Annotated in this window: 18 protein-coding genes and 1 pseudogene; 3 read left to right on the top strand and 16 right to left on the bottom strand. The window is 75.9% G+C overall.

Going from position 1 to position 21,965, the window contains the following annotated elements:
* Together ACI8AB_RS19680 and ilvD are read right to left on the bottom strand one after the other, a co-directional pair.
* Window positions 1–1,266: pseudogene (locus ACI8AB_RS19680) on the bottom strand (hypothetical protein); the annotation flags it as partial.
* 75 nt (window positions 1,267–1,341) lie between these two features.
* Window positions 1,342–3,045 (bottom strand): dihydroxy-acid dehydratase, encoded by a 1,704-nt coding sequence (gene ilvD, locus ACI8AB_RS19675; protein ID WP_456951504.1) that lies wholly within the window; start codon window positions 3,043–3,045, stop codon window positions 1,342–1,344.
* 80 nt (window positions 3,046–3,125) lie between these two features.
* On the opposite strand from ilvD, the gene ACI8AB_RS19670 reads away from it, so the two are divergent.
* Window positions 3,126–3,962 carry a helix-turn-helix transcriptional regulator gene (locus ACI8AB_RS19670; RefSeq protein WP_456951503.1) on the top strand — a complete coding sequence of 279 codons (837 nt, stop codon included), beginning with the start codon at window positions 3,126–3,128 and terminating at the stop codon, window positions 3,960–3,962.
* On the opposite strand, the gene ACI8AB_RS19665 is transcribed toward ACI8AB_RS19670, so the two are convergent.
* From ACI8AB_RS19665 to ACI8AB_RS19655, 3 genes are read right to left on the bottom strand one after another with little or no spacing between them, the layout of a single operon-like run.
* A complete protein-coding gene (locus ACI8AB_RS19665; RefSeq protein ID WP_387992637.1) occupies window positions 3,944–4,324 on the bottom strand; it encodes a PH domain-containing protein in 381 nt (126 codons plus the stop codon). The two genes, ACI8AB_RS19670 and ACI8AB_RS19665, sit on opposite strands and share 19 nt — an antisense overlap.
* Before the next feature lie 46 nt (window positions 4,325–4,370).
* Window positions 4,371–5,330, bottom strand: coding sequence for a 2-hydroxyacid dehydrogenase (locus tag ACI8AB_RS19660; protein ID WP_456951502.1), 960 nt, complete (start codon window positions 5,328–5,330; stop codon window positions 4,371–4,373).
* A gap of 11 nt (window positions 5,331–5,341) precedes the next feature.
* Window positions 5,342–6,730 carry an NAD(P)/FAD-dependent oxidoreductase gene (locus tag ACI8AB_RS19655; protein WP_456951501.1) on the bottom strand — a complete coding sequence of 463 codons (1,389 nt, stop codon included), beginning with the start codon at window positions 6,728–6,730 and terminating at the stop codon, window positions 5,342–5,344.
* A gap of 134 nt (window positions 6,731–6,864) precedes the next feature.
* Here ACI8AB_RS19655 and ACI8AB_RS19650 point away from each other — a divergent pair, with 134 nt between their 5' ends.
* Window positions 6,865–8,037, top strand: coding sequence for a PQQ-dependent sugar dehydrogenase (locus ACI8AB_RS19650; protein WP_456951500.1), 1,173 nt, complete (start codon window positions 6,865–6,867; stop codon window positions 8,035–8,037).
* 52 nt (window positions 8,038–8,089) lie between these two features.
* On the opposite strand, the gene gatB is transcribed toward ACI8AB_RS19650, so the two are convergent.
* From gatB to gatC, 4 genes are read right to left on the bottom strand one after another with little or no spacing between them, the layout of a single operon-like run.
* Window positions 8,090–9,589, bottom strand: a complete 1,500-nt coding sequence (gene gatB, locus ACI8AB_RS19645; protein WP_456951499.1) for an Asp-tRNA(Asn)/Glu-tRNA(Gln) amidotransferase subunit GatB — start codon at window positions 9,587–9,589, stop codon at window positions 8,090–8,092.
* A complete protein-coding gene (locus tag ACI8AB_RS19640; RefSeq protein ID WP_387992622.1) occupies window positions 9,586–9,768 on the bottom strand; it encodes a hypothetical protein in 183 nt (60 codons plus the stop codon). The genes gatB and ACI8AB_RS19640 overlap by 4 nt, the downstream gene beginning before the upstream one ends.
* Window positions 9,765–11,261: an Asp-tRNA(Asn)/Glu-tRNA(Gln) amidotransferase subunit GatA gene (gatA, locus tag ACI8AB_RS19635; protein ID WP_456951498.1), complete on the bottom strand. Its 1,497-nt coding sequence runs from the start codon at window positions 11,259–11,261 to the stop codon at window positions 9,765–9,767. The genes ACI8AB_RS19640 and gatA overlap by 4 nt, the downstream gene beginning before the upstream one ends.
* Window positions 11,258–11,587 (bottom strand): Asp-tRNA(Asn)/Glu-tRNA(Gln) amidotransferase subunit GatC, encoded by a 330-nt coding sequence (gene gatC / locus ACI8AB_RS19630; protein ID WP_387992616.1) that lies wholly within the window; start codon window positions 11,585–11,587, stop codon window positions 11,258–11,260. The genes gatA and gatC overlap by 4 nt, the downstream gene beginning before the upstream one ends.
* Window positions 11,588–11,773: 186 nt before the next feature.
* Here gatC and ACI8AB_RS19625 point away from each other — a divergent pair, with 186 nt between their 5' ends.
* Complete coding sequence (locus tag ACI8AB_RS19625) at window positions 11,774–12,454, top strand: ACT domain-containing protein (protein ID WP_456951497.1); 681 nt, start codon at window positions 11,774–11,776, stop codon at window positions 12,452–12,454.
* A 1-nt stretch (window position 12,455) separates the two neighbouring features.
* Here ACI8AB_RS19625 and ligA read toward each other — a convergent pair whose 3' ends face one another.
* The 7 genes from ligA to ACI8AB_RS19590 form a co-directional block, all read right to left on the bottom strand.
* Window positions 12,456–14,606, bottom strand: coding sequence for an NAD-dependent DNA ligase LigA (gene ligA / locus ACI8AB_RS19620; RefSeq protein ID WP_456951496.1), 2,151 nt, complete (start codon window positions 14,604–14,606; stop codon window positions 12,456–12,458).
* A gap of 58 nt (window positions 14,607–14,664) precedes the next feature.
* Window positions 14,665–15,693, bottom strand: a complete 1,029-nt coding sequence (locus tag ACI8AB_RS19615; protein ID WP_456951495.1) for a methionine synthase — start codon at window positions 15,691–15,693, stop codon at window positions 14,665–14,667.
* A gap of 59 nt (window positions 15,694–15,752) precedes the next feature.
* The gene (locus ACI8AB_RS19610; RefSeq protein WP_456951494.1) at window positions 15,753–17,570 is read right to left on the bottom strand and encodes a bifunctional metallophosphatase/5'-nucleotidase; all 1,818 of its coding nucleotides are present in this window, start codon (window positions 17,568–17,570) and stop codon (window positions 15,753–15,755) included.
* Window positions 17,571–17,734: 164 nt separating this feature from the next.
* Window positions 17,735–18,802 (bottom strand): tRNA 2-thiouridine(34) synthase MnmA, encoded by a 1,068-nt coding sequence (gene mnmA, locus ACI8AB_RS19605; protein WP_456951493.1) that lies wholly within the window; start codon window positions 18,800–18,802, stop codon window positions 17,735–17,737.
* 5 nt (window positions 18,803–18,807) lie between these two features.
* Window positions 18,808–19,989: a cysteine desulfurase family protein gene (locus ACI8AB_RS19600; RefSeq protein WP_456951492.1), complete on the bottom strand. Its 1,182-nt coding sequence runs from the start codon at window positions 19,987–19,989 to the stop codon at window positions 18,808–18,810.
* A gap of 179 nt (window positions 19,990–20,168) precedes the next feature.
* Window positions 20,169–21,131, bottom strand: a complete 963-nt coding sequence (locus ACI8AB_RS19595; protein ID WP_456951491.1) for an electron transfer flavoprotein subunit alpha/FixB family protein — start codon at window positions 21,129–21,131, stop codon at window positions 20,169–20,171.
* Window positions 21,132–21,170: 39 nt separating this feature from the next.
* The gene (locus ACI8AB_RS19590; protein WP_387992592.1) at window positions 21,171–21,950 is read right to left on the bottom strand and encodes an electron transfer flavoprotein subunit beta/FixA family protein; all 780 of its coding nucleotides are present in this window, start codon (window positions 21,948–21,950) and stop codon (window positions 21,171–21,173) included.
* Window positions 21,951–21,965 lie beyond the last annotated feature (15 nt).

Below are 21,965 nucleotides of genomic sequence, written 5' to 3'. Positions count from 1 at the left end.
CCCCCCCCCCCCCCCCCCCCCCCCCCCCCCCCCCCCCCCCCCCCCCCCCCCCCCCCCCCCCCCCCCCCCCCCCCCCCCCCCCCCCCCCCCACCGAGGACCCGGCGCAGCGCGGCGGCGTCCGCGGGCTCCAGGGTCCCGGGCCGGTTCGCGGCACCCGAGAGCACGTCGCGGCCGAGGAGCTCTGCCGGCGTGGCGCCGACCAGCGCGGCCATCGCCGGCGAGACCCAGCCGACGCGCAAGCGGCCGTCGAGGACGAGGACGGCGTCGCGGCCGGAGTGCAGCAGGTTGCGGAAGTAGGCCTCGTCGCGGCGCAGCCGGGCGCCGCGCCGGTGGTCCTCGTGGGCGGTGACCCAGCGGTGCGCGGCGGCCAGGCCCACGCAGGCCAGCGCCCCGGCGAGGGTGACCGCGGTCGGCCGCGTGCCCAGCGCCGGCGACACGACGACCAGCGCGACCACGGCCACCAGCGCCAGGTGCGGCAGCACCGACCGCAGCGGGTCGGTGCGGCCGTCGGCCGCGCGGCGGGGGACGTCGGGGCCGGTGCCCGGGTCGAGCAGGCGGGCGAGGACCAGCACCGCCAGGCCGACGACGACGGCCACGCGGGTGACCGGGACGACGTCGTGCGCGCCGAGCAGCGTCGCGGAGGTGGCGGCGCCGCGCGCGGCGCAGAGCAGGACCAGACCGCCCAGCAGCACCGCGGCCATGCGCCGGCGGTGCGCCTCGACCGCCCCGAGGACGGTGAGGCCGGCGGCCATGGTGGCGGCCGCGGCCACGACCGCGGCGCCGAGGACGAGCTGGGCGCCCAGGGACAGCGCGGACCAGCTGTTGCCCGGGCCGACCAGCAGGAACTGCATGACGGCGAGCGCGGCGACGCCGAAGAGGGCGAGCTCGAGCGTCGTCCGCGGGCAGGTGCGCCGCAGGCTGGACCGCTCGACCATGCCGAGCAGGGCCACGACCACGAGGACGTAGCCGGGGACCGTGGGCAGCCAGCGCAGCACCACCGCGGACAGCACGGGGTCCGGCCGGGCCGTGCTGGTCAGGACCAGGCCGAGGACGGGGAACAGCGCCGCGGCGGCCAGCACCCGCCACGGCGGGGCGGAGGGGTCGCCGGTCCGGCTCAGCGCCAGCAGCGCGAGCGCGGTGAGCAGCCCGGCCAGGCCGGTGACGGCGTCGGAGACCGGGTCCAGCGCGGGCACGGCGATCGCCAGGGCGCACGCCGCCGCGGCCGGCACGGCGCACGCCAGCAGCCACCTGATCCGCCTGTCCACACCGGGGGTGTCGGCAGCGGCGCCCCCCGGGGACAGGCCCCGGGGAGCGCCCTCACCCCATCGGGGTGCCCGCGGTCAACCGCAGATCGCGCCGTTCGCCGCGGAGCCGACCAGCTTGGCGTACTTGCCGAGGACGCCGGTGGTGTAGCGCGGGGGCAGCGGCGCCCAGTCCGCGCGGCGGCGGGCCAGCTCGTCGTCGTCGACCAGCAGGTCCAGGGTGCGGGTGGTGAGGTCCAGCCGGACCGGGTCGCCGTCGCGGACCAGCGCGATCGGGCCGCCCTCGGTGGCCTCCGGCGCGACGTGGCCGATGCACAGGCCGGTGGTGCCGCCGGAGAACCGGCCGTCGGTGAGCAGCAGGACGTCCTTGCCCAGGCCCGCGCCCTTGATCGCGCCGGTGACGGCGAGCATCTCGCGCATGCCCGGCCCGCCTTTGGGCCCCTCGTACCGGATGACGACGACGTCGCCGGCCTGCAGCGTGCCCTCGGTGACCGCGTCCATCGCGCCCTGCTCGCCGTCGAAGACCCGGGCGGTGCCCTCGAAGACGTCGCGGTCGAAGCCGGCCGACTTCACCACGGCGCCCTCGGGCGCCAGCGAGCCGCGCAGGATCGTCAGGCCGCCGGTCCTGTGGATGGGCTGCGCCATCGCGTGGATGATCGCGCCGTCGGGGTCCGGCGGGGCGATCTCGGCGAGGTTCTCCGCCATGGTCTTCCCGGTCACGGTGAGCGTGTCGCCGTGCAGCAGTCCGGCGTCGAGCAGCGCGCGCAGGACCACCGGGACGCCGCCGATCCGGTCGACGTCGGTCATGACGTACCGGCCGAAGGGCTTGACGTCGGCCAGGTGCGGCGTGCGGTCGCCGATCCGGTTGAAGTCGTCGAGGGTGAGCTCGACCTGCGCCTCGTGCGCGATGGCCATGAGGTGCAGGACGGCGTTGGTGGAGCCGCCCAGCGCCATGACCACGGTGATCGCGTTCTCGAACGCCTCCCTGGTCATGATCTGCCGCGCGGTGATGCCCTTCCGCAGCAGGTTGACCACGGCCTCGCCGGAGGCGACGGCGAAGGCGTCGCGGCGGCTGTCGGGCGCCGGCGGGGCGGCGCTGCCGGGCAGGCTCATGCCCAGCGCCTCGGCGACGCTGGCCATGGTGTTGGCGGTGTACATGCCGCCGCAGGAGCCCATGCCGGGGCAGGCGGCGCGCTCGACGGCGGCCAGCTCGTCCTGGGTGATCAGCCCGCGGGCGCAGGCGCCGACGGCCTCGAAGACGTCGATGATCGTCAGGTCGTCGCGGTCGCCGAGCTTCCCCGGCAGCGTCGAGCCCGAGTAGAGGAAGACGCTGGCGAGGTCCAGCCGGGCGGCGGCCATGAGCATGCCGGGCAGGGACTTGTCGCAGCCGGCGAGCAGCACCGAGCCGTCGAGCCGCTCGGCGAACATGACCGTCTCCACCGAGTCGGCGATGACCTCGCGGCTGACCAGCGAGGCGCGCATGCCCTCGTGGCCCATGGAGATGCCGTCGGAGACCGAGATGGTGCCGAACTCCAGTGGGAACCCGCCGGCGGCGTGCACGCCCTCCTTGGCCCGCTTGGCCAGCCGGTCCAGCGAGAGGTTGCACGGGGTGATCTCGTTCCACGACGAGGCCACGCCGATCTGCGGCTTGTCCCAGTCGTCGTCGCCCATGCCGACGGCGCGCAGCATGGCCCGGGCCGGGGCCCTGGTGATGCCGTCGGTCACCTCGCGGCTGCGCGGCTTGACGTCGGCGGTGGTGCGGGGGTCGTCCACGGTCGTCACGCCCGCGAGCGTAGGCGCGGTGCCGGGGCGCTCCCAGACGCCGTCGATACTGGTACCGACACCACCACCCGGGAGCCGCCGTGTCCGCCACCGCCCGCCGGGAGCTCGGCGAGTTCCTGCGCTCGCGCCGCTCCCAGGTCGACCCGCGCGTCACCGGCCTGCCCGCCGGCGGCCCGCGGCGCACGCCGGGGCTGCGCCGCGAGGAGGTCGCCCTGCTGTCCGGGGTGAGCTCCACCTGGTACACGTGGCTGGAGCAGGGCCGCGACATCCGCCCGTCCCGGCAGGTGGTCGACGCGTTGGCCCGCACACTGCGCATGACCCCGGCCGAGCACGGCTACGTGCTGCGGCTGGCCGGCCACGGCGGCGCCGCACCCGGCGACCCCGACGGCGGGATGCCCGGCCACGTGCAGCGCCTGCTGGACGCGCTGGGCCCCTCCCCCGCCTACGCCATCACCACCGACTGGTGGATCGCCGGGTGGAACCGCGCCTACGCGCGCTTCTACCCCGGGGTGGCGGCCGCCCCCGCGGACCGGCGCAACCTCCTGGAGCTGGTCTTCACCGACCCGGCGGTGCGGGCGCTGCTGGCGGACTGGGCCGGGGACAGCCGGCGGTTCCTCACCCAGTTCCGCGCCGAGGTGGGCCCGCGGCTGGCCGACCCGGCGGTCGTCGACCTCGTCACCCGGCTCGAGGCGGCCAGCCCGGAGTTCCGCGCCGGGTGGGCCAGCCACGACGTCGACCGGTTCAGCTCCGCCGAGCGCCGCTTCGAGCACCCCGAGGTGGGCAGCCTCCTGCTGGAGCACCACCAGCTCACGCCCGCCGACGCCCCCGGGCTGCAGCTGGTCGTCTACACCGCGGCCGAGGGCAGCGAGAGCGCCGGGCGGCTGCGCGCGCTGGCGGGTCAGGCCGCCGGGGGCTGAGGGACGTCGAAACGGCCGCCGGACCACCCCGCCAGCCGCGGCAGGTCGCGGGCCCGCAGGACCGGCAGCGGCACCTCCCCGCCGCCGGTGGTGACCAGCCGCAGCCGGGCGTTGCGGCCCACGCGGATGCCGGCCAGGTCGTCCCAGGGCACCCGGCGCTGCCCGACCAGCCCGCGCGTGGTGATCGCCTCCTCGTCGACGTCGACGCCCACCCGCAGCACCCAGACCGCCGCCAGCAGCGGGAGCAGCAGGACGAGCGCGGCCCACGGCGAGGCGGCGGCGAAGGGCAGCACGCAGACGGCGAGGAAGACGACGGGGAGCAGCGCGACCCGGCTCAGCCGCATGCGCGCGAGGGTTGCCACGTCCCCATGATCCCGCGTGGCCGGACCCCGTTCCCGTGATCCGGCGTCAGTAGTCGCCGACGACGTCGGCCAGGGACTCCCCGGCCAGCACGCGGCGCAGCTGCGCGACCACGGCGGCCTCCGCGCGGGCGGCGGTCTGCGGCACCGCCCCGCCCACGTGGGGGGTGAGCAGCAGTCCGGGCGCCGACCACAGCGGGTGCCCCTCGGGCAGCGGCTCGGGCTCGGTGACGTCGAGCGCGGCGCGCAGCCGGCCCGCGGTCAGCTCGGCCACCAGCGCGTCGGTGTCGACGACGACCCCGCGGGCGGCGTTGACCAGCAGCGCGCCGTCCCCCATCGCGGCGAGGAAGTCCGCGTCGACCAGGCCGGTGGTCTCCGGGGTGACCGGCACGACGAGGACGACGATGTCGGCGTGGGGCAGCAGCCGCGGCAGCTCGTCGGTGCCGTGGACGCCGTCGCGGGCGGTGCGGGCGACGTAGGTCAGCTCGACGTCGAAGCCGGACATCATCGCGCCGATCCGGCGGCCGATGTCACCCGCGCCGACGACGAGCACCCGCGCGCCGACCAGCGAGGAGAACGTGCCGGGGCTCCACCGGCCGGCGTCCTGCGCGCGGACCAGGTCGGGCAGGCCGCGCTGGGCGGCCAGCGTCGCGGCCAGCACCCACTCGGCCGTCGACGGCGTGTGCGCGCCGCGGGCGTTGCACAGCACGACGCCCTCGGGCAGCCGGCCGACGAACCGCTCGGCGCCGGCGCTGACCAGCTGGACCAGCCGCAGCCGCGGGAGCGCGGCGAGGAACGCCTCGTCCGGGCTCGCGCCGCCGCTGGGCGGCACCCACACCTGCGCCCGCGCGGCCTCCTCCGGCGGCGGGCCGTCGGCGGGGTCGGCGCGGAAGGCGCGCACGCGCGGGGACAGCGCCTCCACCGCCGCGGCCATCTCCCGGGTGGGCACCAGCACGGTCAGGGTCTCGTCGGGGCCGACGACGTCGGACCCGCGGATCTCGGGAGCCACGGCTCCCGACCCTAGGAGGCGCCGGCGGCGACCCCCGGGCCGGGAACCGCCTGCGGGGCGAGGCCCTGGGCGGTGGCGATGCGCGCGTCCTCGGGCCGGACCACCGACAGCTGGGTGGACTCCGGCGGCAGCACCGTCTGGAACAGCCAGTCGGCCGCGACCCGCACCCGGTTGGCCATCGCCGGCATCGCGTAGAGGTGGTAGCCGCGGGTGACGACCTTGGCCAGCGGCCCGGTCAGGGGCACGCCCAGCGGCCGGGCCACGGCGTCCCAGCCGCCGAGGTCGGCGACCAGGCCGAGGTCGCGGTGCCGGTACCGGCGGGGCCGGCCGACGCCGAGGCTGGCCGCGACGTTGCGGCCGAGGACGGCGCCCTGCCGCTGGGCGTGCTGCGCCGTCGGCGGGGTGTCCGGCAGCTCGCCGTCCTGCTCCCCGGCGGCGAGGTCGGGGACGGCGGCGGCGTCGCCCGCGGCCCACACGCCGGGCGCCCCGGGGACGGCGAGGTCGGGGTCGACGGCGAGCCGGCCCCGGCGCAGCGGCAGCCCCAGCCGGCCGACCAGCGGGTGCGCGACGACCCCGGCGCCCCACACCAGCGTGCGGGTCGGGATCGCCTCGCCGTCGGTGAGGACGACGGCGTCCTCGTCGGCGGAGACCACCGACGTGCGCAGCCGGACGTCGACGCCGCGGCGGGCGAGCACGTCCAGCGCGCGGCGGCCGAGCTCGGGGCCCAGCTCCGGCAGCACCGCCGGCGCGAGGTCGACGAGCACCCACCGCACCTCGGCGGCGCGGGTGCGGTCCCACCGGCTCTCGATCCGGCGCAGCCAGCGCTGGGTCTGGGCGACCACCTCGGTGCCGGTGTAGCCCGCGCCGACGGCGACCACGGTGAGCCGCGCGGCGCGCTCGGCCCGGCCGGCCGGGGTGTCGGGCAGGGCGTCGGCGAGGTCGAGCTGCTCGAGCAGGTGGTCGCGGAGGAACACCGCCTCGACCAGCGTCTTGAGCGCCCGGCCGTGCTCGGGGACGCCGGGGACGGGCACCTGGCGGGTCACCGCGCCCGGGGTGAGCAGGAGCCGGTCCCACGCCATCGCCGTCGGGGTCCCGTGCGCCGGCCGCAGCGTGAGCGACCGCGCGGCCAGGTCGACCTCCTCGACCCGGCCCAGGACCAGGCGCACCCGGGGCAGCAGCCGCCGCAGCGAGACCGCGATGTGCCGGGCCTCGACCACGCCGGTGGCCACCTCGGGCAGCAGCGGGCTGTAGAGCAGGTAGTCCGTCGGCGTGACCAGGACCAGGTCGGCGGCGTCCGGGGGGAGCAGCCGCTGCAGCCTGCGCAGGGCGGTGAGTCCGGCGAAGCCGCCGCCGACGGTGACCACCCGCGGCCGCCCGCCGCCGTCTCCCGCGATCCGCATGCCGGCCTCCGCTGCTCGCCCGGGTGAGGACGGCAACCTACCGGGGACGGGCACCGCTCCGGGGCGCTGCGCGCGTGCCGGAGCGGTGCCCGGCGTGCGGCTGCCGGTGGCGTCGCGCCCGTACTGTGGAGCGGGTGAGGCGGCAGCGGGGACGGCGCGGCGCCGCGGCGGGCTGCGCGGTCGCCCTGGCGCTCGTGCTCGCCGGCTGTGGCGAGGACGGCTACGAGCCGGCCGGGCCGTTCCGGCCGCTGCCCGAGGGGGCGCCGCCCGAGGTCGGGCCGCCCACCGAGTCCTCCCCCGCGCCCTCGCCCGGCGACCCCGCGGACCCCGGCTCCGGCACCACCGCCGGCGACCCGAACGTCGTCGCCACCGACCTGCTGGTGCCCACCGGGCTGGTCGTGCTGCCCGACGGCAGCGCGGTCGTGGGCGAGCGCGAGACCGGCCGGCTGCTGCACGTGTTCCCCGACCGGTCGCCCGCGCAGGAGCTCATGGTCCTGCCCGGCGTCGACACCGGCGGCGACGGCGGGCTGCTCGGCCTGGCGCTGTCCCCCACGTTCGACGAGGACGGGCTGTTCTACGCCTACGTGTCGACGGCCACCGACAACCGCGTCGTCCGCTTCCCGCTCGGCGGCACGCCCAACCCGGTGCTCACCGGCATCCCCCGCGGCGAGGTGCACAACGGCGGCGGGCTCGCGTTCGCCCCCGACGGCACCCTGTTCGTCGGCACCGGCGACACCGGCAACCCGGCGCTGGCGCAGGACCCGGCCTCGCTCGGCGGCAAGGTGCTGCACGTCGACGTGTTCGGCCAGCCCGCGACCGCCTCGGGCCCGGTGTACAGCCGCGGCTTCTCCGACGTCACGGCGGTCTGCCCGTCCGGCGACGAGGCGGGCACGCTCTACGCCGTCGACGAGTCCTCCGCCGGGCCCGACGAGCTCAACGAGCTGGTCGAGGGCAGCGACCACGGCTGGCCGGCCGCGGGCCCCGGGACGATGGCGCCGCTGTTCGAGGTCGGCAACGCCGAGGGCGGCCTGGGCGGCTGCGCCGCCGCGGGGACCACGGTGTTCCTCGGCGCGCTCGACGGCCAGCGGGTGCACGTCGTCCAGCTCGACGGTGACGGCGGGATCAGCGGGGACCCGACCGAGCTCATCAGCGGCCGCTACGGCCGGCTGCGCACCGTCGTCCTCGACAGCGAGGGCGCGTTGTGGGTGACCACGTCCAACCGGGACGGCATCGGCGCCCCCGCCGAGGACGACGACAAGGTGCTGCGGATCCTGCCGCCGTCGTCGACCGGCTCCTCCCCCGTGTGACCGTGCACTCCCGCGGACCCGCACGGCGCGGATCCGCGGGAGTGCCCGCAGGTCAGCTGCCGAGGACGCGCTCCTCGAGCATCCGGCGCACGGTCGGGGCGTCGGCCTGGCCGCGGGTGGCCTTCATGACCTGCCCGACCAGCGCGCCGAGCGCCTGGACCTTGCCCGAGCGCACCTTCTCCACGACGTCGGGCGCGCCGGCGATCGCGGCCTCGACGGCGGCGACGAGCTCGTCGGACTCCCCCATCACCGCCAGGCCCCGGGCCTCGACGACGGCGCGCGGGTCGCCCTCGCCGGCCAGGACGCCGTCGAGCGCCTGACGGGCCAGCTTGTCGTTGACGGTGCCCTCGGCGACCAGCGTCGTCAGCTCGGCGACCTGGGCCGGGGTGACGGCGAGGTCGGCGAGCTCGACGCCGGCGTCGTTGGCCCGGCGGGCGAGCTCGCCCAGCCACCACTTGCGGGCGTCGGCCGGCGTGGCGCCGGCGGCGACGGTCTGCTCGACCAGCCCGAGCGCCCCGGCGTTGACCAGCCAGGTCATCTCGGTGGCCGACAGGCCCCACTCCTCCTGCAGCCGGCGGCGGCGGGCGGCGGGCAGCTCGGGCAGCCCGGCGGCCAGCTTCTCCACCCACTCGGCGTCGGGCGCGAGCGGCACGAGGTCGGGCTCGGGGAAGTACCGGTAGTCGGTCGCCTCCTCCTTGCTGCGGCCCGGCGAGGTGCTGCCGGTGTCCTCGTGGAAGTGCCGGGTCTCCTGCAGCACCCGCCCGCCGGCGTCGAGGACGGCGGCCTGCCGGCGCATCTCGTAGCGCACCGCCCGCTCCACCGACCGCAGCGAGTTGACGTTCTTGGTCTCGGTGCGGGTGCCCCACTCCAGGCTGCCGATCGGCGCGAGCGAGGTGTTGACGTCGCAGCGCAGGCTGCCCTGCTCCATCCGCACGTCCGAGGCGCCGAGGGTCTGGATGATCTCGCGCAGCTCGGTGACGTAGGCGCGGGCGACCTCGGGGGCCTTGGCGCCGGCGCCGGCCACGGGGCGGGTGACGATCTCCACCAGCGGGATGCCGGCGCGGTTGAAGTCGACCAGCGAGTGGTCGGCGCCGTGGATGCGGCCGGTGGCGCCGCCGACGTGCAGGTTCTTGCCGGTGTCCTCCTCGAGGTGCACCCGCTCGATCTCCACGCGGTAGGTCTCGCCGTCCACCTCGACGTCGAGGTGCCCGGCGGTGCACAGCGGCTCGTCGTACTGGCTGGTCTGGAAGCCCTTCGGGATGTCCGGGTAGAAGTAGTTCTTCCGGGCGAAGCGCGACCAGGACGCGATCCGGCAGCCCAGCGCCAGGCCGATCCGGATGGTCGACTCGACGGCGGTGGCGTTGGCCACCGGCAGCGACCCGGGCAAGCCGAGGCAGACCGGGCAGGTCTGGGTGTTGGGCTCGGCGCCGAACGTCGTCGAGCAGCCGCAGAACATCTTCGACTCGGTGCCCAGCTCGACGTGGGTCTCCAGGCCGATGACCGGCTCGTAGCGGGTGAGGACGTCGTCGAGGTCGACGAGGGGCTCGGTCACGGGGTGGGCCCTCCCTTCGGGGTGGTGCTTCGGCCGGTGACCCAGGCACCGAGGCCGGTCAGCACGCCCAGGACGATGAAGACGGCGAAGACGGCCCTGCCGGTGACCAGCCAGAGCACCAGGCCGGCCAGGACGACGAAGGCCACCAGGCCCCAGGCGGCCTTGAGCGGGCCGGTCACGCGGCACGCTCCGCGAGCCGGTCGGCGAGCGGCGCGCCCTGGGCCGCCTCGACGGCGGCGGCCACCCGGTAGCAGCGGTCGTCGGCCAGCGCCGGCGCCATCACCTGCAGGCCGACCGGCAGCCCCTCCGACAGCCCGCACGGCACCGAGATGGCCGGGACGCCGGCCAGGCTCGCGGGCAGCGTGCACAGGTCGGCGGCGTACATGGCCAGCGGGTCGTCGACGCGGGCGCCGATCGGCCAGGCCACCGTCGGGCTGGTCGGGCTGACCAGCACGTCGACGCCGCCGTCGAAGGCGGCGGAGAAGTCGCGGGTGATGAGCGAGCGGACCTTCTGCGCCTGGCCGTAGTAGGCGTCGTAGTAGCCCGCCGACAGCGCGTAGGTGCCGAGGATGATGCGGCGCTTGACCTCGGCGCCGAAGCCCTGCTCGCGGGTGAGCGCCATGACCTCGTCGATGTCGCGGGTGCCGTCGTCGCCGACCCGGATGCCGAACCGCATGCCCTCGAAGCGGGCCAGGTTCGACGACGCCTCGCTCGGCGCGATCAGGTAGTACGCCGGCAGCGCCAGCCCGAACGACGGGCAGGAGACCTCGTGCACCTCGGCGCCGGCCGCCTCCAGCAGCGCGACCGACTCGGCGAACCGCTCGAGCACGCCGGCGTCGTAGCCCTCGCGCGCGCCCTCGCCGCCCAGCTCCCGGACGACGCCGACCCGCAGGCCGGACAGGTCGCCGCCGGCGCCGCGGCGGGCGGCCTCGACGACGGTGGGCACGGGGGCGTCGATGCTCGTGGAGTCGCGCGGGTCGTGACCGCCGATCGCCTCGTGCAGCAGGGCGGCGTCCACGACCGTGCGGGCCATCGGGCCGGCCTGGTCGAGGCTGGAGGAGAAGGCGATCAGGCCGTAGCGCGACACCGAGCCGTAGGTGGGCTTGTGGCCGACCAGGCCGGTGACCGCCGCGGGCTGGCGGATCGAGCCGCCGGTGTCGGTGCCGAGCGCGAACGGGGCGAGCCGGCCGGCGACCGCGGCGCTGGAGCCGCCCGACGAGCCGCCGGGGATGCGGTCGCGGTCCCACGGGTTGCGGGTGACCTTGTAGGCGGAGTTCTCGGTGGACGAGCCCATCGCGAACTCGTCCATGTTGGTCTTGCCGAGCAGCACCGTGCCGGCCTCGTGCAGCCGGGTGGCGACGGTGGCCGAGTACGGCGGTCGCCAGCCCTCGAGGATCCGCGAGCCGCTGGTGGTGGGCACGCCCTCGGTGACGAAGACGTCCTTGAGCGCGACCGGGATGCCGGCCAGCCCCGTGCCGGCGGTGCCCGAGGCGTCGATCTCGCCGGCCCGCTGCAGCGCGGCCTCGGCGTCGACGTGCAGGTAGGCGCCGAGGTCGCCGTCCTCGGCGGCGATGCGGTCCAGGTGGGCGCGGGTGACCTCGACGGCGGAGGTCTCGCCGGCGGCGAGCGCGCTCTGCAGCGCGGTGACCGGCAGGGCGGTGAGGTCGCTCACTCCTCCTCCCCCAGGATGCGCGGCACGCGGAAGCGGCCGTCCTCGGCGGCGGGCGCGCCGGCCAGGACGGCGTCGCGCGGCAGGCACGGGGTGGCGACGTCGTCGCGCAGCACGTTGGTCAGCGGGACGGCGTGGGTCATCGGGGCGACGTCCTCGACGTCGGCGCGCTGCACCTGGGCCACCGCGTCGAGGACCGCGCCCAGCTGGCCGGCGAAGCGGTCGAGCTCCTCGTCGGTGACGGCCAGCCGGGCCAGCCGCGCGAGGTGCGCGATGTCCTGGCGGCCGAGGGCGGGCGACGCTCCGCGGTCGGGCGTGGTGGGGCTCATGCTGGGGGAGGACTCCTGTCGTCGGCGCCGGCCGGCGCCAGGGACGCAACCTGTTCACTGTACGTGGGGCCGGTGGGGCGCCGGTCCGGCCGGGCGCGGTGCTCGACCCGGGGCTCCGTATGCGGGAAGCTGCTCGGACCCACGATCGACGGAGATCGGCTCACCTCGTCGCCTGCGGAGGCACCCGTGTCCTATCTCCTGCGGCTGGTCGTGCCCGACCGCCCCGGTCTGCTCGGCGCGGTGGCGACCGCCCTGGGCACCGCGGGCGTCGACATCGTCTCGGTGGACGTGCTGGAGCGCGGCAACGGCGTCGCCGTCGACGACGTCGTGGTCGACCTCCCGCCCGGCCGGCTCCCGGACAGCCTGATCACCGCCGTGCAGTCGGTGCCCGGCGTGGAGGTGGAGACGCTGCGCCCCTTCGCCGGGCCGCTGGACACCCACCGCGAGCTCGACCTGCTCGAGGAGCTGGCCCGGGCGGCCGAGTCACCCCCGCCCGCCCTCGCGGTCAAGCTGCTGGCCGCCGAACTGCCGCGGGTGTTCCACAGCGGCTGGGCGGCGGTGCTGCACGCCGACGGCGACGGCGGCTGCGAGGCGCTGGCCGCCTCCGACGCGGCGCCGGCGTTCGAGGGCATGCGGCTGCCGTGGCTGCCGCTGTCCTCGCCGCGGCTGCTGCCCAGCGAGGACGACTGGCTGCCCGAGCGCTGGCGGGAGATGGCCGTCGAGATGATGGCCGCGCCCTTCGGCGACCCGCGCACCGCCGTCGTCCTGGGGCGCTCGGGCGGGCCCGCCTACCGCCGCTCGGAGCTGCTGCGGCTGACCCACCTCACCGGGATCGCGGCCAGCGTCGCCCACCTGCCGCCGGCCTGACTCACTCCCCCGCCGGCTGGCTCCCGTCGCCGGTCGTCGCGACCGCGCGGGCGGCCTCGGGCCCCTCCTCGAGCAGCACGCGCAGGCCGTCGTCGTCGAGGATCGGCGCCTTGACCTGCACGGCCTTGTCGTACTTGCTGCCGGGGTCGGCGCCGACCACCACGAAGCCGGTCTTCTTCGACACCGACCCGGTCACCTTGCCGCCGCGCTCCTGGATCGCGGCGATCGCCTGGTCGCGGCTGTAGTCGCGCAGCGACCCCGTGACGACGACGGTGACGCCGGTCAGCGGCCCGGGCGGGGCGTCCTCGCCGGCGTCGGCCAGCTTCACGCCGGCCCGGCGCCACTTCTCCACGACCTCGCGGTGCCAGTCGACGGCGAACCAGTCGCGCACCGAGCGGGCGATGGTCGGGCCCACGCCGTCGGCGGCGGCGAGCTCCTCCTCCGACGCCTCGGCGATCCGGTCCAGCGAGCGGAAGTCGCGGGCCAGCGCCTGGGCGGCGGTCGGCCCCACGTGCCGGATCGACAGGGCCACGAGCACCCGCCACAGCAGCACGTCCTTGCGCGCCTGCAGGTTGGCCAGCAGCCGCTGCCCGTTGGCCGAGAGCGTGCCGTCCTTCTTGGTGAAGAAGTCGGTGCCGCGGAGCTTCTCCTCGGTGAGGTCGAAGACGTCGCCCTCGTCCTCGAGCAGGTGCTCGGCCAGCAGCGCGATCGCGGCCTCGTAGCCGAGCACCTCGATGTCGAAGGCGCCGCGGCCGGCCACGTGGAAGACGCGCTCCCGCAGCTGCGCCGGGCAGGACCGGGCGTTCGGGCAGCGGATGTCGGCGTCGCCCTCCTTCTCGTGCCGCAGCTCGGTGCCGCACTCGGGGCAGTGCGTCGGCATGACGAACTCGGTCTCGTCGCCGGTGCGCGCGGCGACGACGGGCCCGAGGACCTCGGGGATGACGTCGCCGGCCTTGCGGATGACGACCGTGTCGCCGATGAGCACGCCCTTGCGCCTGACCTCGCTGGCGTTGTGCAGCGTGGCCAGCTGCACGGTGGAGCCGGCGACCTTGACCGGCTCCATGTAGGCGAACGGCGTCACGCGGCCGGTGCGCCCGACGTTGACCCGGATGTCGAGGAGCTTGGTGGTGGCCTCCTCCGGCGGGTACTTGAACGCGATCGCCCAGCGCGGCGCCCGGGAGGTCGAGCCCAGCCGGCGCTGCAGCGCGACCTGGTCCACCTTGAGCACGACGCCGTCGATCTCGTGCTCCACCGAGTGCCGCTGCTCGCGGTAGCGCTCGACGTAGGCCCACACCGCCTCGAGGTCGTCGACCACCGCGAACCGGTCGCTCACCGGCAGGCCGAGCGCGCGCAGCCGCTCGTAGGCCTCCGACTGCCGCTCCGGCTCGAAGCCGCGCCGCGCACCGAGGCCGTGCACCACCAGCCGCAGCGGCCGGGAGGCGGTCACCCGCGGGTCCTTCTGCCGCAGCGAGCCCGCCGCGGCGTTGCGCGGGTTGGCGAACGGCGGCTTGCCCTGCTCGACCATGCCGGCGTTGACGTCGGCGAAGGCCGCCGTCGGGAAGTAGATCTCGCCGCGCACCTCGAGCAGCGCGGGCACGTCGTCGCCGGTCAGCTGCTGCGGGACGTCGCCCATCGTGCGCACGTTGGGGGTGACGTCCTCCCCCGTCGTCCCGTCGCCGCGGGTGGCCGCGCGGACCAGCCGGCCGTCCTCGTAGACCAGCGCGACCGCGACCCCGTCGACCTTGAGCTCGCACAGCCAGCGCACGCCCGCCCCGGCGTCGCGGGTGACCCGCCCGGCCCACGCCGACAGCTCGTCGGCGTCGAAGACGTTGTCCAGGCTCTGCATGCGCTCGAGGTGCCGGACCGGGGCGAAGGTGGCGGTGAACCCGCCGTTGACCTTCTGGCTCGGCGAGTCGGGCGTGACCAGCGCCGGGTGGTCGGCCTCGATGGCCTTGAGCTGGGCCATGAGCTCGTCGTACTGACCGTCGCTGACCAGCGGCTCGTCGCGCACGTAGTACGCGAAGGCGTAGCGGTCGAGCTCCTCGGACAGGTCGCGGTGGCGCGTGCGCGCGTCGTCGGGGACCTCGGTGAGGTCCTCCCGCTCGGCGACCGCGGCGACGTGCGGGGTGTCCAGCTCGGCGTCCGTGCTCACGCGGGCACGGTATCCGCCGGGTCTGACTCCGGCGCCGGTCCGCCCGATCGGGTGTCGGTCACTCGGGCAGCAGGTACCGCGCGGCCTCGCGGACGTGGGCCATCGCCGCCCGCGCGTGGGCGGGGCTCGCGCCGGCCAGGCCGCAGGCCGGGGTGAGGGTGACCGCCTCGTGCAGCGTCTCGGCCGGGAAGCCGAGTTCGCGCCACCACGCACGCAGCCGCGAGGCGGTGGCCTTCGGCGCCGGCAGCGGCGCGTCGGTCCCGGGGACGACGCCGGGCAGCAGGTGGGTGCCGGCCTCGACGGCGGCGCCGACGGCGTCGAGGTCCTGGACCAGCCCGAGGTCGAACGACAGCCCGGCCGCGCCCGTGGCGCGCAGCAGGTCCAGCGGCGCCCGGCTCGCGCAGCAGTGCACGACCACCGGGACGGGCAGCGCGGTCACGACCGCGGCGAGCTCCGCCTCGACGTCGGGCGCGGCGACGGCCGGCAGCCGGCCGAAGCCGCTCGCCGTCGGCAGCGCGCCCTGCAGGACCGACGGCAGCGAGGGCTCGTCGAGCTGGACGACGACCTGCGCGCCGGGCACCCGCGCGGTCACGGCCGCGACGTGCGCGGCGATGCCCTCGGCCAGCGACTGCCCGAGGTCGCGGCGGGCGCCGGCGTCGACGACGGCCCGCTCGCCGCGCTCCCGCTCGAGGCCGGCGGCCAGCGTCCACGGCCCCGCGGCCTGCACCTTGAACGGGCCCCGGTGGCCACCGGCGACGTCGTGCAGGGCGTCGAGGTCGCGGGCGAGGAGCTCCTGGGCGCGGCGCAGGTCCCGGCCGGGGCGCGGCACGAGGCGCCAGCCGGCGGGGGTCAGGTCGACGGCGAGGTCGACGAGGAGGGCGGCGCTGCGGCCGAGCAGGTCCGCACCCGCGCCGCGGGCGGGCAGCTCGGGCAGGTGAGGCAGGCCGGGCAGCTCCCCCAGGACGACCCGCAGGGCCTCGGCCGGGTCGGTGCCGGGCAGCGACCCGACGCCGGAGGCCGGCCCCCACGGTGCGGGAGCCGGCCTCGGGTCGGTGCCGGTCGGGTCGGGCTCGGTCGGGGTGGCCACGGCGGCGACGGTAGTACCGCCGCCGCCGTGACCGGCCGGGCCCGGGGTGATGCGGTCGGTCAGACGGCCGTGCTGTGGTTCGCGGGCGGCGGGCTGACCGGGGAGCGGGTCGCGAAGTACGCGACCAGTGCGTCGACGTCGAACGGACCGGTGGCGACGTTCGTGCCGCCGGTGAAGGCGGTGAAGCCGTCACCGCCGCCGACGAGGAACGAGTTGGCCACGACGCGGTACTCCTGCGTCGGCACGAGCGGCGTCCCGTTGATCGTGATCGACGAGTCGATCACCCGCTCGCCGTAGGGCAGGTCCAGGTCGTAGCTGTAGGCGAAGCCCTGCGAGGTGCCCAGGATCAGCTGGCTGTTGCGCGGCCCGGCGTTCTGAGCCTGGAACTGCTGCTCGAGGACGTCGTCGATCTGGGCGCCGGTCAGCGTCAGGGCGTTGACCGTGTTGCCGAATGGCTGGACGTCGAAGAGTTCGCCGTAGGTCACCTCGCCGGCGGCGATGTTGGTGCGCACCCCACCGGGGTTGGTGAAGCCGATGACCGGGCTGCCGAAGACCGGGTCGCTCAGCGCCTCGAGCTGGGCCTGGGCGACCAGGTTCACGATCGGCTGCTCGGTGGCCCGGTTGGCCGACCCGGCGGCGCCGATGGTCGCCGTCGCGCTGCCGACGACCCGGTTGCGGGCCTCTGCCGACCGACCGTTCCAGTAGTCGACGATCGCCTTCACCTCGGCGTCGACCGCGGTCCGGGAGACGGGGACGTTCGTCGCGGCGTAAGTGGCGCGCCGGTCGACGTCACCGGTGTTCGGGTTGATGGTCAGACGGACGTCGGTGACCAGACGACCGTAGAAGCCGGCCTGGGTGACCAGCCGAGGCTCGCTGCCGCGCACCGGCAGCAGGCAGTTGTAGGTCTCGTGGCTGTGCGCGCTGACGATGAAGTCGACCTGCTTGTCCATGCGGGTGTTGAGGTCGACGATCGGGCCGGTCAGGCCGGTGCAGCCGTTGGCCGTGGGAGCCGCGTTGGGGTCGGTGACGTCACCGCCCTCGTGGACCAGGACACCGATCGAGCGGATGCCCAGCTTCTTCAGCTCGTGCGTCCAGCGGTTGACGGCCTCGGCCTCGTCGACGAACTGGACGTCGGTGATGCCGGTCGGCGAGACGATGGTCGGCGTCGTCTCGGTGACGACGCCGATGAGCGCCACCTTCTGCCCGCCGGCGACGTCGAACACCTGGTACGGCGGCAGCATCGGCTCACCGGTCTCCCGGGAGACGACGTTGGCGGCCAGGTACGGGAACTCCGTGCCGTGGAAGGCGTGCTCGCCGGTCCCGAAGCAGCCGTCGACACCGACGACGACGCCCTCGCACGCCGTGACGTCGTCGCTGTAGGTGCCGTCGGTGGCGCCGGAGATGCGGCGCAGCTCCTCGGTGCCCCGGTCGAACTCGTGGTTGCCCACGGAGGAGACGTCCAGGCCCATGGCGTTGAGGGCCTCGATCGTCGGCTCGTCCTTGTAGACGCTCGACTCGAACGGCGAGGCGCTCACCAGGTCACCGGCGCCGACGAAGAACGAGTCGGTCGAGCCGCCGTTCTGCCCGGCGAACTGTGCCTGCAGCGCGTCGACGGTGGCGGCGATGTGCGCGGCGCCGCCGACCGGGGTCGTGACGTCGTCGGTCGTGCCGTAGGCACCATCAGGACCGGGCGCGGTGGCCAGCGAGCCGTCGGCTCCGCTCTGCGGCGTGATCCGCCCGTGGAAGTCGTTCATCGCGATCAGCTGGACCGGGATGGACGGCTTGGGCGCGGCCTGGGCCGCGCTCGGGACGGCCACGAGACCGGCCGTGGTCGCCACCGCGACGGCGGCGGCGAGGGAGAAGCGCGTTCGGCGCAAGGAGTCCTCCGGAGGACATGCGGAGCGGGCAACCGGAGACGGTGGCCCGGGTGGGGTCGTGAGCCGAGCTACGTACCCGTGCTCAGGAAGCGGCTCGGACGACACGGTAGGTGACGGAGGGTTCCGACACCAGGTCCTCCGGGTGACGATCAGGTGTCCGGCGGTCAGCCGGTGACGGTCCCCTGACCGAGCACCAGGTCGCCCCGCTCCGGGTCGGGCGCGTAGAGGACGGCCGACTGCCCGGGCGCGACGCCGCGCTGCGCCTCGTCGAGCGCGACCACCAGGCCGCCGTCGGGACCGGCGGTCACCGTGCAGGGGACGGCGGTCGCGTGCGCCCGCAGCTGCACCTCCGCGCGCAGCGGGAGCTGCGGTGCCGCCCCGGTCCACGTCGGCCGGCCGGTGCGCACCTCGGCGACGCCGGCGAGCTCGGCGGTCCCCACCGTCACGGTCCGGGTGACCGGCTCGATGGACAGGACGTAGCGCGGCCGCTGGTCGCCGACGGCGATGCCCAGCCCGCGCCGCTGCCCCACGGTGAACCCGTGCGTGCCCTCGTGCGTGCCGACGGTGGCGCCGGTGGCGGCGTCGACGACCGGCCCGGGCGCCGTCCCCAGCCGCCGGGTGAGGAAGCCGCGGGTGTCGCCGTCGGGGATGAAGCAGATGTCGTGCGAGTCCGGCTTGGTCGCGACGGCGAACCCGCGCTCGGCGGCGATCGCGCGCACCCGCTCCTTGGTCATCGACCCCAGCGGGAACACCGCCCCCGCCAGCTGGCGCGGGGTGAGCACGCCGAGCACGTAGGACTGGTCCTTGGCCGCGTCCACCGACCGGCGCAGCCGGCCGCCCTCCAGCCGCGCGTGGTGGCCGGTGACGACGGCGTCGAAGCCGAGCGCCAGCGCCCGGTCGAGCACCGCGGTGAACTTGATCTTCTCGTTGCAGCGCAGGCACGGGTTGGGCGTGCGCCCGGCGGCGTACTCGGCGACGAAGTCCTCGACGACGTCCTCGGTGAACCGCTCCGCGAGGTCCCAGACGTAGAACGGGATGCCGAGCTCGTCGGCGACCCGCCGGGCGTCGTGGGCGTCCTCGACGCTGCAGCAGCCGCGGGCGCCGCTGCGCAGCGTCTGCCGGTCCGGCGAGAGCGCGAGGTGCACCCCGGTGACGTCGTGGCCGGCGTCGACCGCCAGCGCCGCGGCGACCGCGCTGTCCACTCCCCCGCTCATCGCGGCGAGCACGCGCACGGGCGCTACCTCCCCGCCCCGCGGGCGCGCTCCACCACGGGGGCGATCACGGCCAGCAGCGCGTCGACGTCGTCGCCGGTGCTCGGCGAGCCCAGGCTGAACCGCAGCGAGCTGCGCGCCCGGGCGGCGTCGGCGCCGACGGCGGTGAGCACGTGGCTGGGCCGGGCCACCCCGGCGCTGCACGCCGACCCGGTCGAGCACTCGATGCCGCGGGCGTCGAGCAGCATGAGCAGCGCGTCGCCCTCGGCGCCGGGGAAGGACAGGTGCGCGTTGCCGGGCAGCCGGCCGGGCCCGCCGGCGACGACGTCGTCCAGCGGGGCGCCGTTGAGCTGCGCGTCGGGGACCTGCTCGAGCACCCCGGCCACCAGCCGGTCGCGCAGCGCGGCCAGCCGGGCGGCCCGCTCGGGCCGGGAGCCGGCGGCGGTGGTCACGGCGACGGCGAGGCCGACGATGGCCGCCACGTCGAGGGTGCCCGAGCGGACGTCGCGCTCCTGACCGCCGCCGTGCAGCAGCGGCATGCACTCCGCGTCGCGGCGCAGCAGCAGCACCCCGGCGCCCATCGGGCCGCCGAGCTTGTGGCCGGTCATGGTGAGCGCGTCGACGCCGCTGGCGGCGAAGTCCACCGGCACCTGGCCGACGGCCTGCACCGCGTCGGTGTGCAGCGGCACCCCCGCCGCGTGCGCCACCTCCGCCAGCGCGGCGACGTCGCTGACCGTGCCGATCTCGTTGTTGGCCCACATGACGCTGGCCACCGCGACGTCCGAGCCGTCGCCCAGCGCCTCGGCCAGCGCCTCCGGCGTCACCCGCCCGGTGGACTCCAGGCGCAGCCAGGTGACCTCCGCGCCCTCGTGCTTGGCCAGCCACTCGGCGCTGTCGAGGACGGCGTGGTGCTCGGCCGGGCTCACCACGAGCCGCCGCCTGCGCGAGTCGGCCTCGCGTCGCGCCCAGTACAGGCCCTTCACCGCGAGGTTGTCGCCCTCGGTGCCCCCGCCGGTGAACAGCACCTCCGACGGGCGGGCGCCCAGCGCCTCGGCCAGCCGCTCCCGGGACTGCTCGGCGGCCCGCCGCGCGGCGCGGCCGCTGGCGTGCAGCGAGGAGGCGTTGCCCACCCGGCCGAGCTGTTCCGTCATCGCGGCCAGGACCTCGGGGAGCACCGGCGTGGTCGCCGCGTGGTCGAGGTAGGTCACTCCGCCCAGGTTAGTCGCGCACGACGGACCCGCTCGGGTGACGCCGGTGACCCCGGAGACGGCGACGGGCGCCGGCCCCCGGAGGGATCGGCGCCCGTCGCTGGTGACGTGCCGGAACGGCCCGCTGCAGGGCCCCGCGCCGCGCGGAGCGTGGTGTGGGGGGCAGCGGGGCCCTTCGACTACTTGCGGGCGGCGATCTTCTCGGTGGCGGCCGGCACCACCTGGAAGAGGTCACCGACGACGCCGAAGTCGGCCAGCTCGAAGATCGGGGCCTCGGGGTCCTTGTTGACGGCCACGATCGTCTTCGAGGTCTGCATGCCGGCGCGGTGCTGGATCGCGCCGGAGATGCCGACCGCGATGTAGAGCTGCGGCGAGACGGTCTTGCCGGTCTGCCCGACCTGGAAGCTGTGCGGGTAGAAGCCGGAGTCGACCGCGGCACGCGAGGCACCGACGGCGGCGCCGAGCGAGTCGGCCAGGGCCTCGATGATCGAGAAGTTCTCCGCGCTGGCCACGCCGCGGCCACCGGAGACGACGATCGAGGCCTCGGTCAGCTCGGGCCGGTTGCTCTTCTGCTCCACGACCCGGTCGACGACGCGGGTCTGCCTCGCCTGGTCGGACAGGCTGACCTCGACCGGGACCTCCTCACCGGCGGCGGGGGCCGGCTCGGGGGTGACCGAGTTGCCGCGCAGCGTGTAGACCGGGGTGCCGGTCGTCACCTTCGAGTGGACGATCTGCTGGCCGGCGAAGACCACCTGGGTGGCGGTGCCGTCGGCGGCGATCTCGCTGACGTCGGTCAGGAAGCCGCTGCCGGTCTTGAGCGCCAGCCGCGCGGCGACCTCCCGGCCCTCCGCGGAGGACGGGATGACGACGGCGGCCGGGGACGCCTGCTGCACCAGCTGGGCGAGCACCTCGGCCTTGGGGGCGACGAGGTACTCGTCGATCTCCGGGGACTCGGCGACGTAGACCTTCGCCGCGCCGTACTGGGCGAGCTGCTCGCGGGCGCCGGCGGCGACGCCGGGGCCGCCGGCGACGACCGCCGAGACCTCACCCAGCGCGCGTGCGGCGGTGAGGGCCTCGAGGGTGCCCTTGCGGACGGTGCCGTCGGCCGGGTTCAGCTCGACGAGGACCAGGACCTCTGCCATGGCTGTTCAGTCTCCTCTTCGCTTCGGATCCGGGCCGGGTCAGACGAGCTTCTGGGCGGCGAGGAAGCCCACGAGCTCCTCGGCGCCGTTGCCCTCGTCGGTGACCTTGACACCCTCGCCCTTCGGCGGGCGGCCGGCGAAGTCGAGGACCTGGCTGGTGGCGGTGGCGAGGCCGACGGCCGAGGCGTCCACGCCCAGGTCGGCCAGCGACCGGCTCTCCACCGGCTTCTTCTTCGCGGCCATGATCCCCTTGAAGGAGGGGTAGCGCGGCTCGTTGATGGTGTCCCAGGTGGACACGATGGCCGGCAGCGGGGCCTCCAGGGCCCAGTAGCCGCCGTCGGTCTGCCGCTCCACCTTCACCGTCGAGCCCTCGACGGTGAGCTTGCGGGCGCCGGAGACCTGCGGGATGCCCAGCCGCTCGGACAGCAGCGCCGGCATGACGCCCATCTGGCCGTCGGTCGACGTGGCGCCCATGAGGACCAGGTCGTACTCGAGCTGCTGCAGCGCCGCGGCGAGGACCGCCGAGGTCTGGACGGCGCACGAGCCGTGGATGGCGTCGTCCTGCACGTGGACGGCCTTGTCCGCGCCCATGGAGAGGGCCTTGCGGATGGCGTCGGTGGCGCTGCCGGGGCCGACGGTCAGCACGGTGACCTCGCCGCCCTGCGCCTCCTTGACCTGCAGCGCCTCCTCGATCGCGTACTCGTCGATCTCGTTGATGACGTTGTCCGCGGTGGCGCGGGCGACGGTGTTGTCCGACGGGTCCAGCGAGCGCTGGGTGCCCGAGTCGGGGACCTGCTTGACCAGAACGACGATGTTCATCGCCAGACCTACCTC

The sequence above is a fragment of the Geodermatophilus sp. SYSU D00698 genome (assembly GCF_054050335.1).
This window is presented reverse-complemented; position numbering and strand designations above follow the sequence as displayed.

Bases quoted from the DNA above. Each gene is read 5' to 3' on its own strand.
- ACI8AB_RS19590 (WP_387992592.1), bottom strand. From the start codon at position 21,950: ATGAACATCGTCGTTCTGGTCAAGCAGGTCCCCGACTCGGGCACCCAG.
- gatC (WP_387992616.1), bottom strand. From the start codon at position 11,587: ATGAGCCCCACCACGCCCGACCGCGGAGCGTCGCCCGCCCTCGGCCGC.
- ACI8AB_RS19595 (WP_456951491.1), bottom strand. From the start codon at position 21,131: ATGGCAGAGGTCCTGGTCCTCGTCGAGCTGAACCCGGCCGACGGCACC.
- ACI8AB_RS19655 (WP_456951501.1), bottom strand. From the start codon at position 6,730: ATGCGGATCGCGGGAGACGGCGGCGGGCGGCCGCGGGTGGTCACCGTC.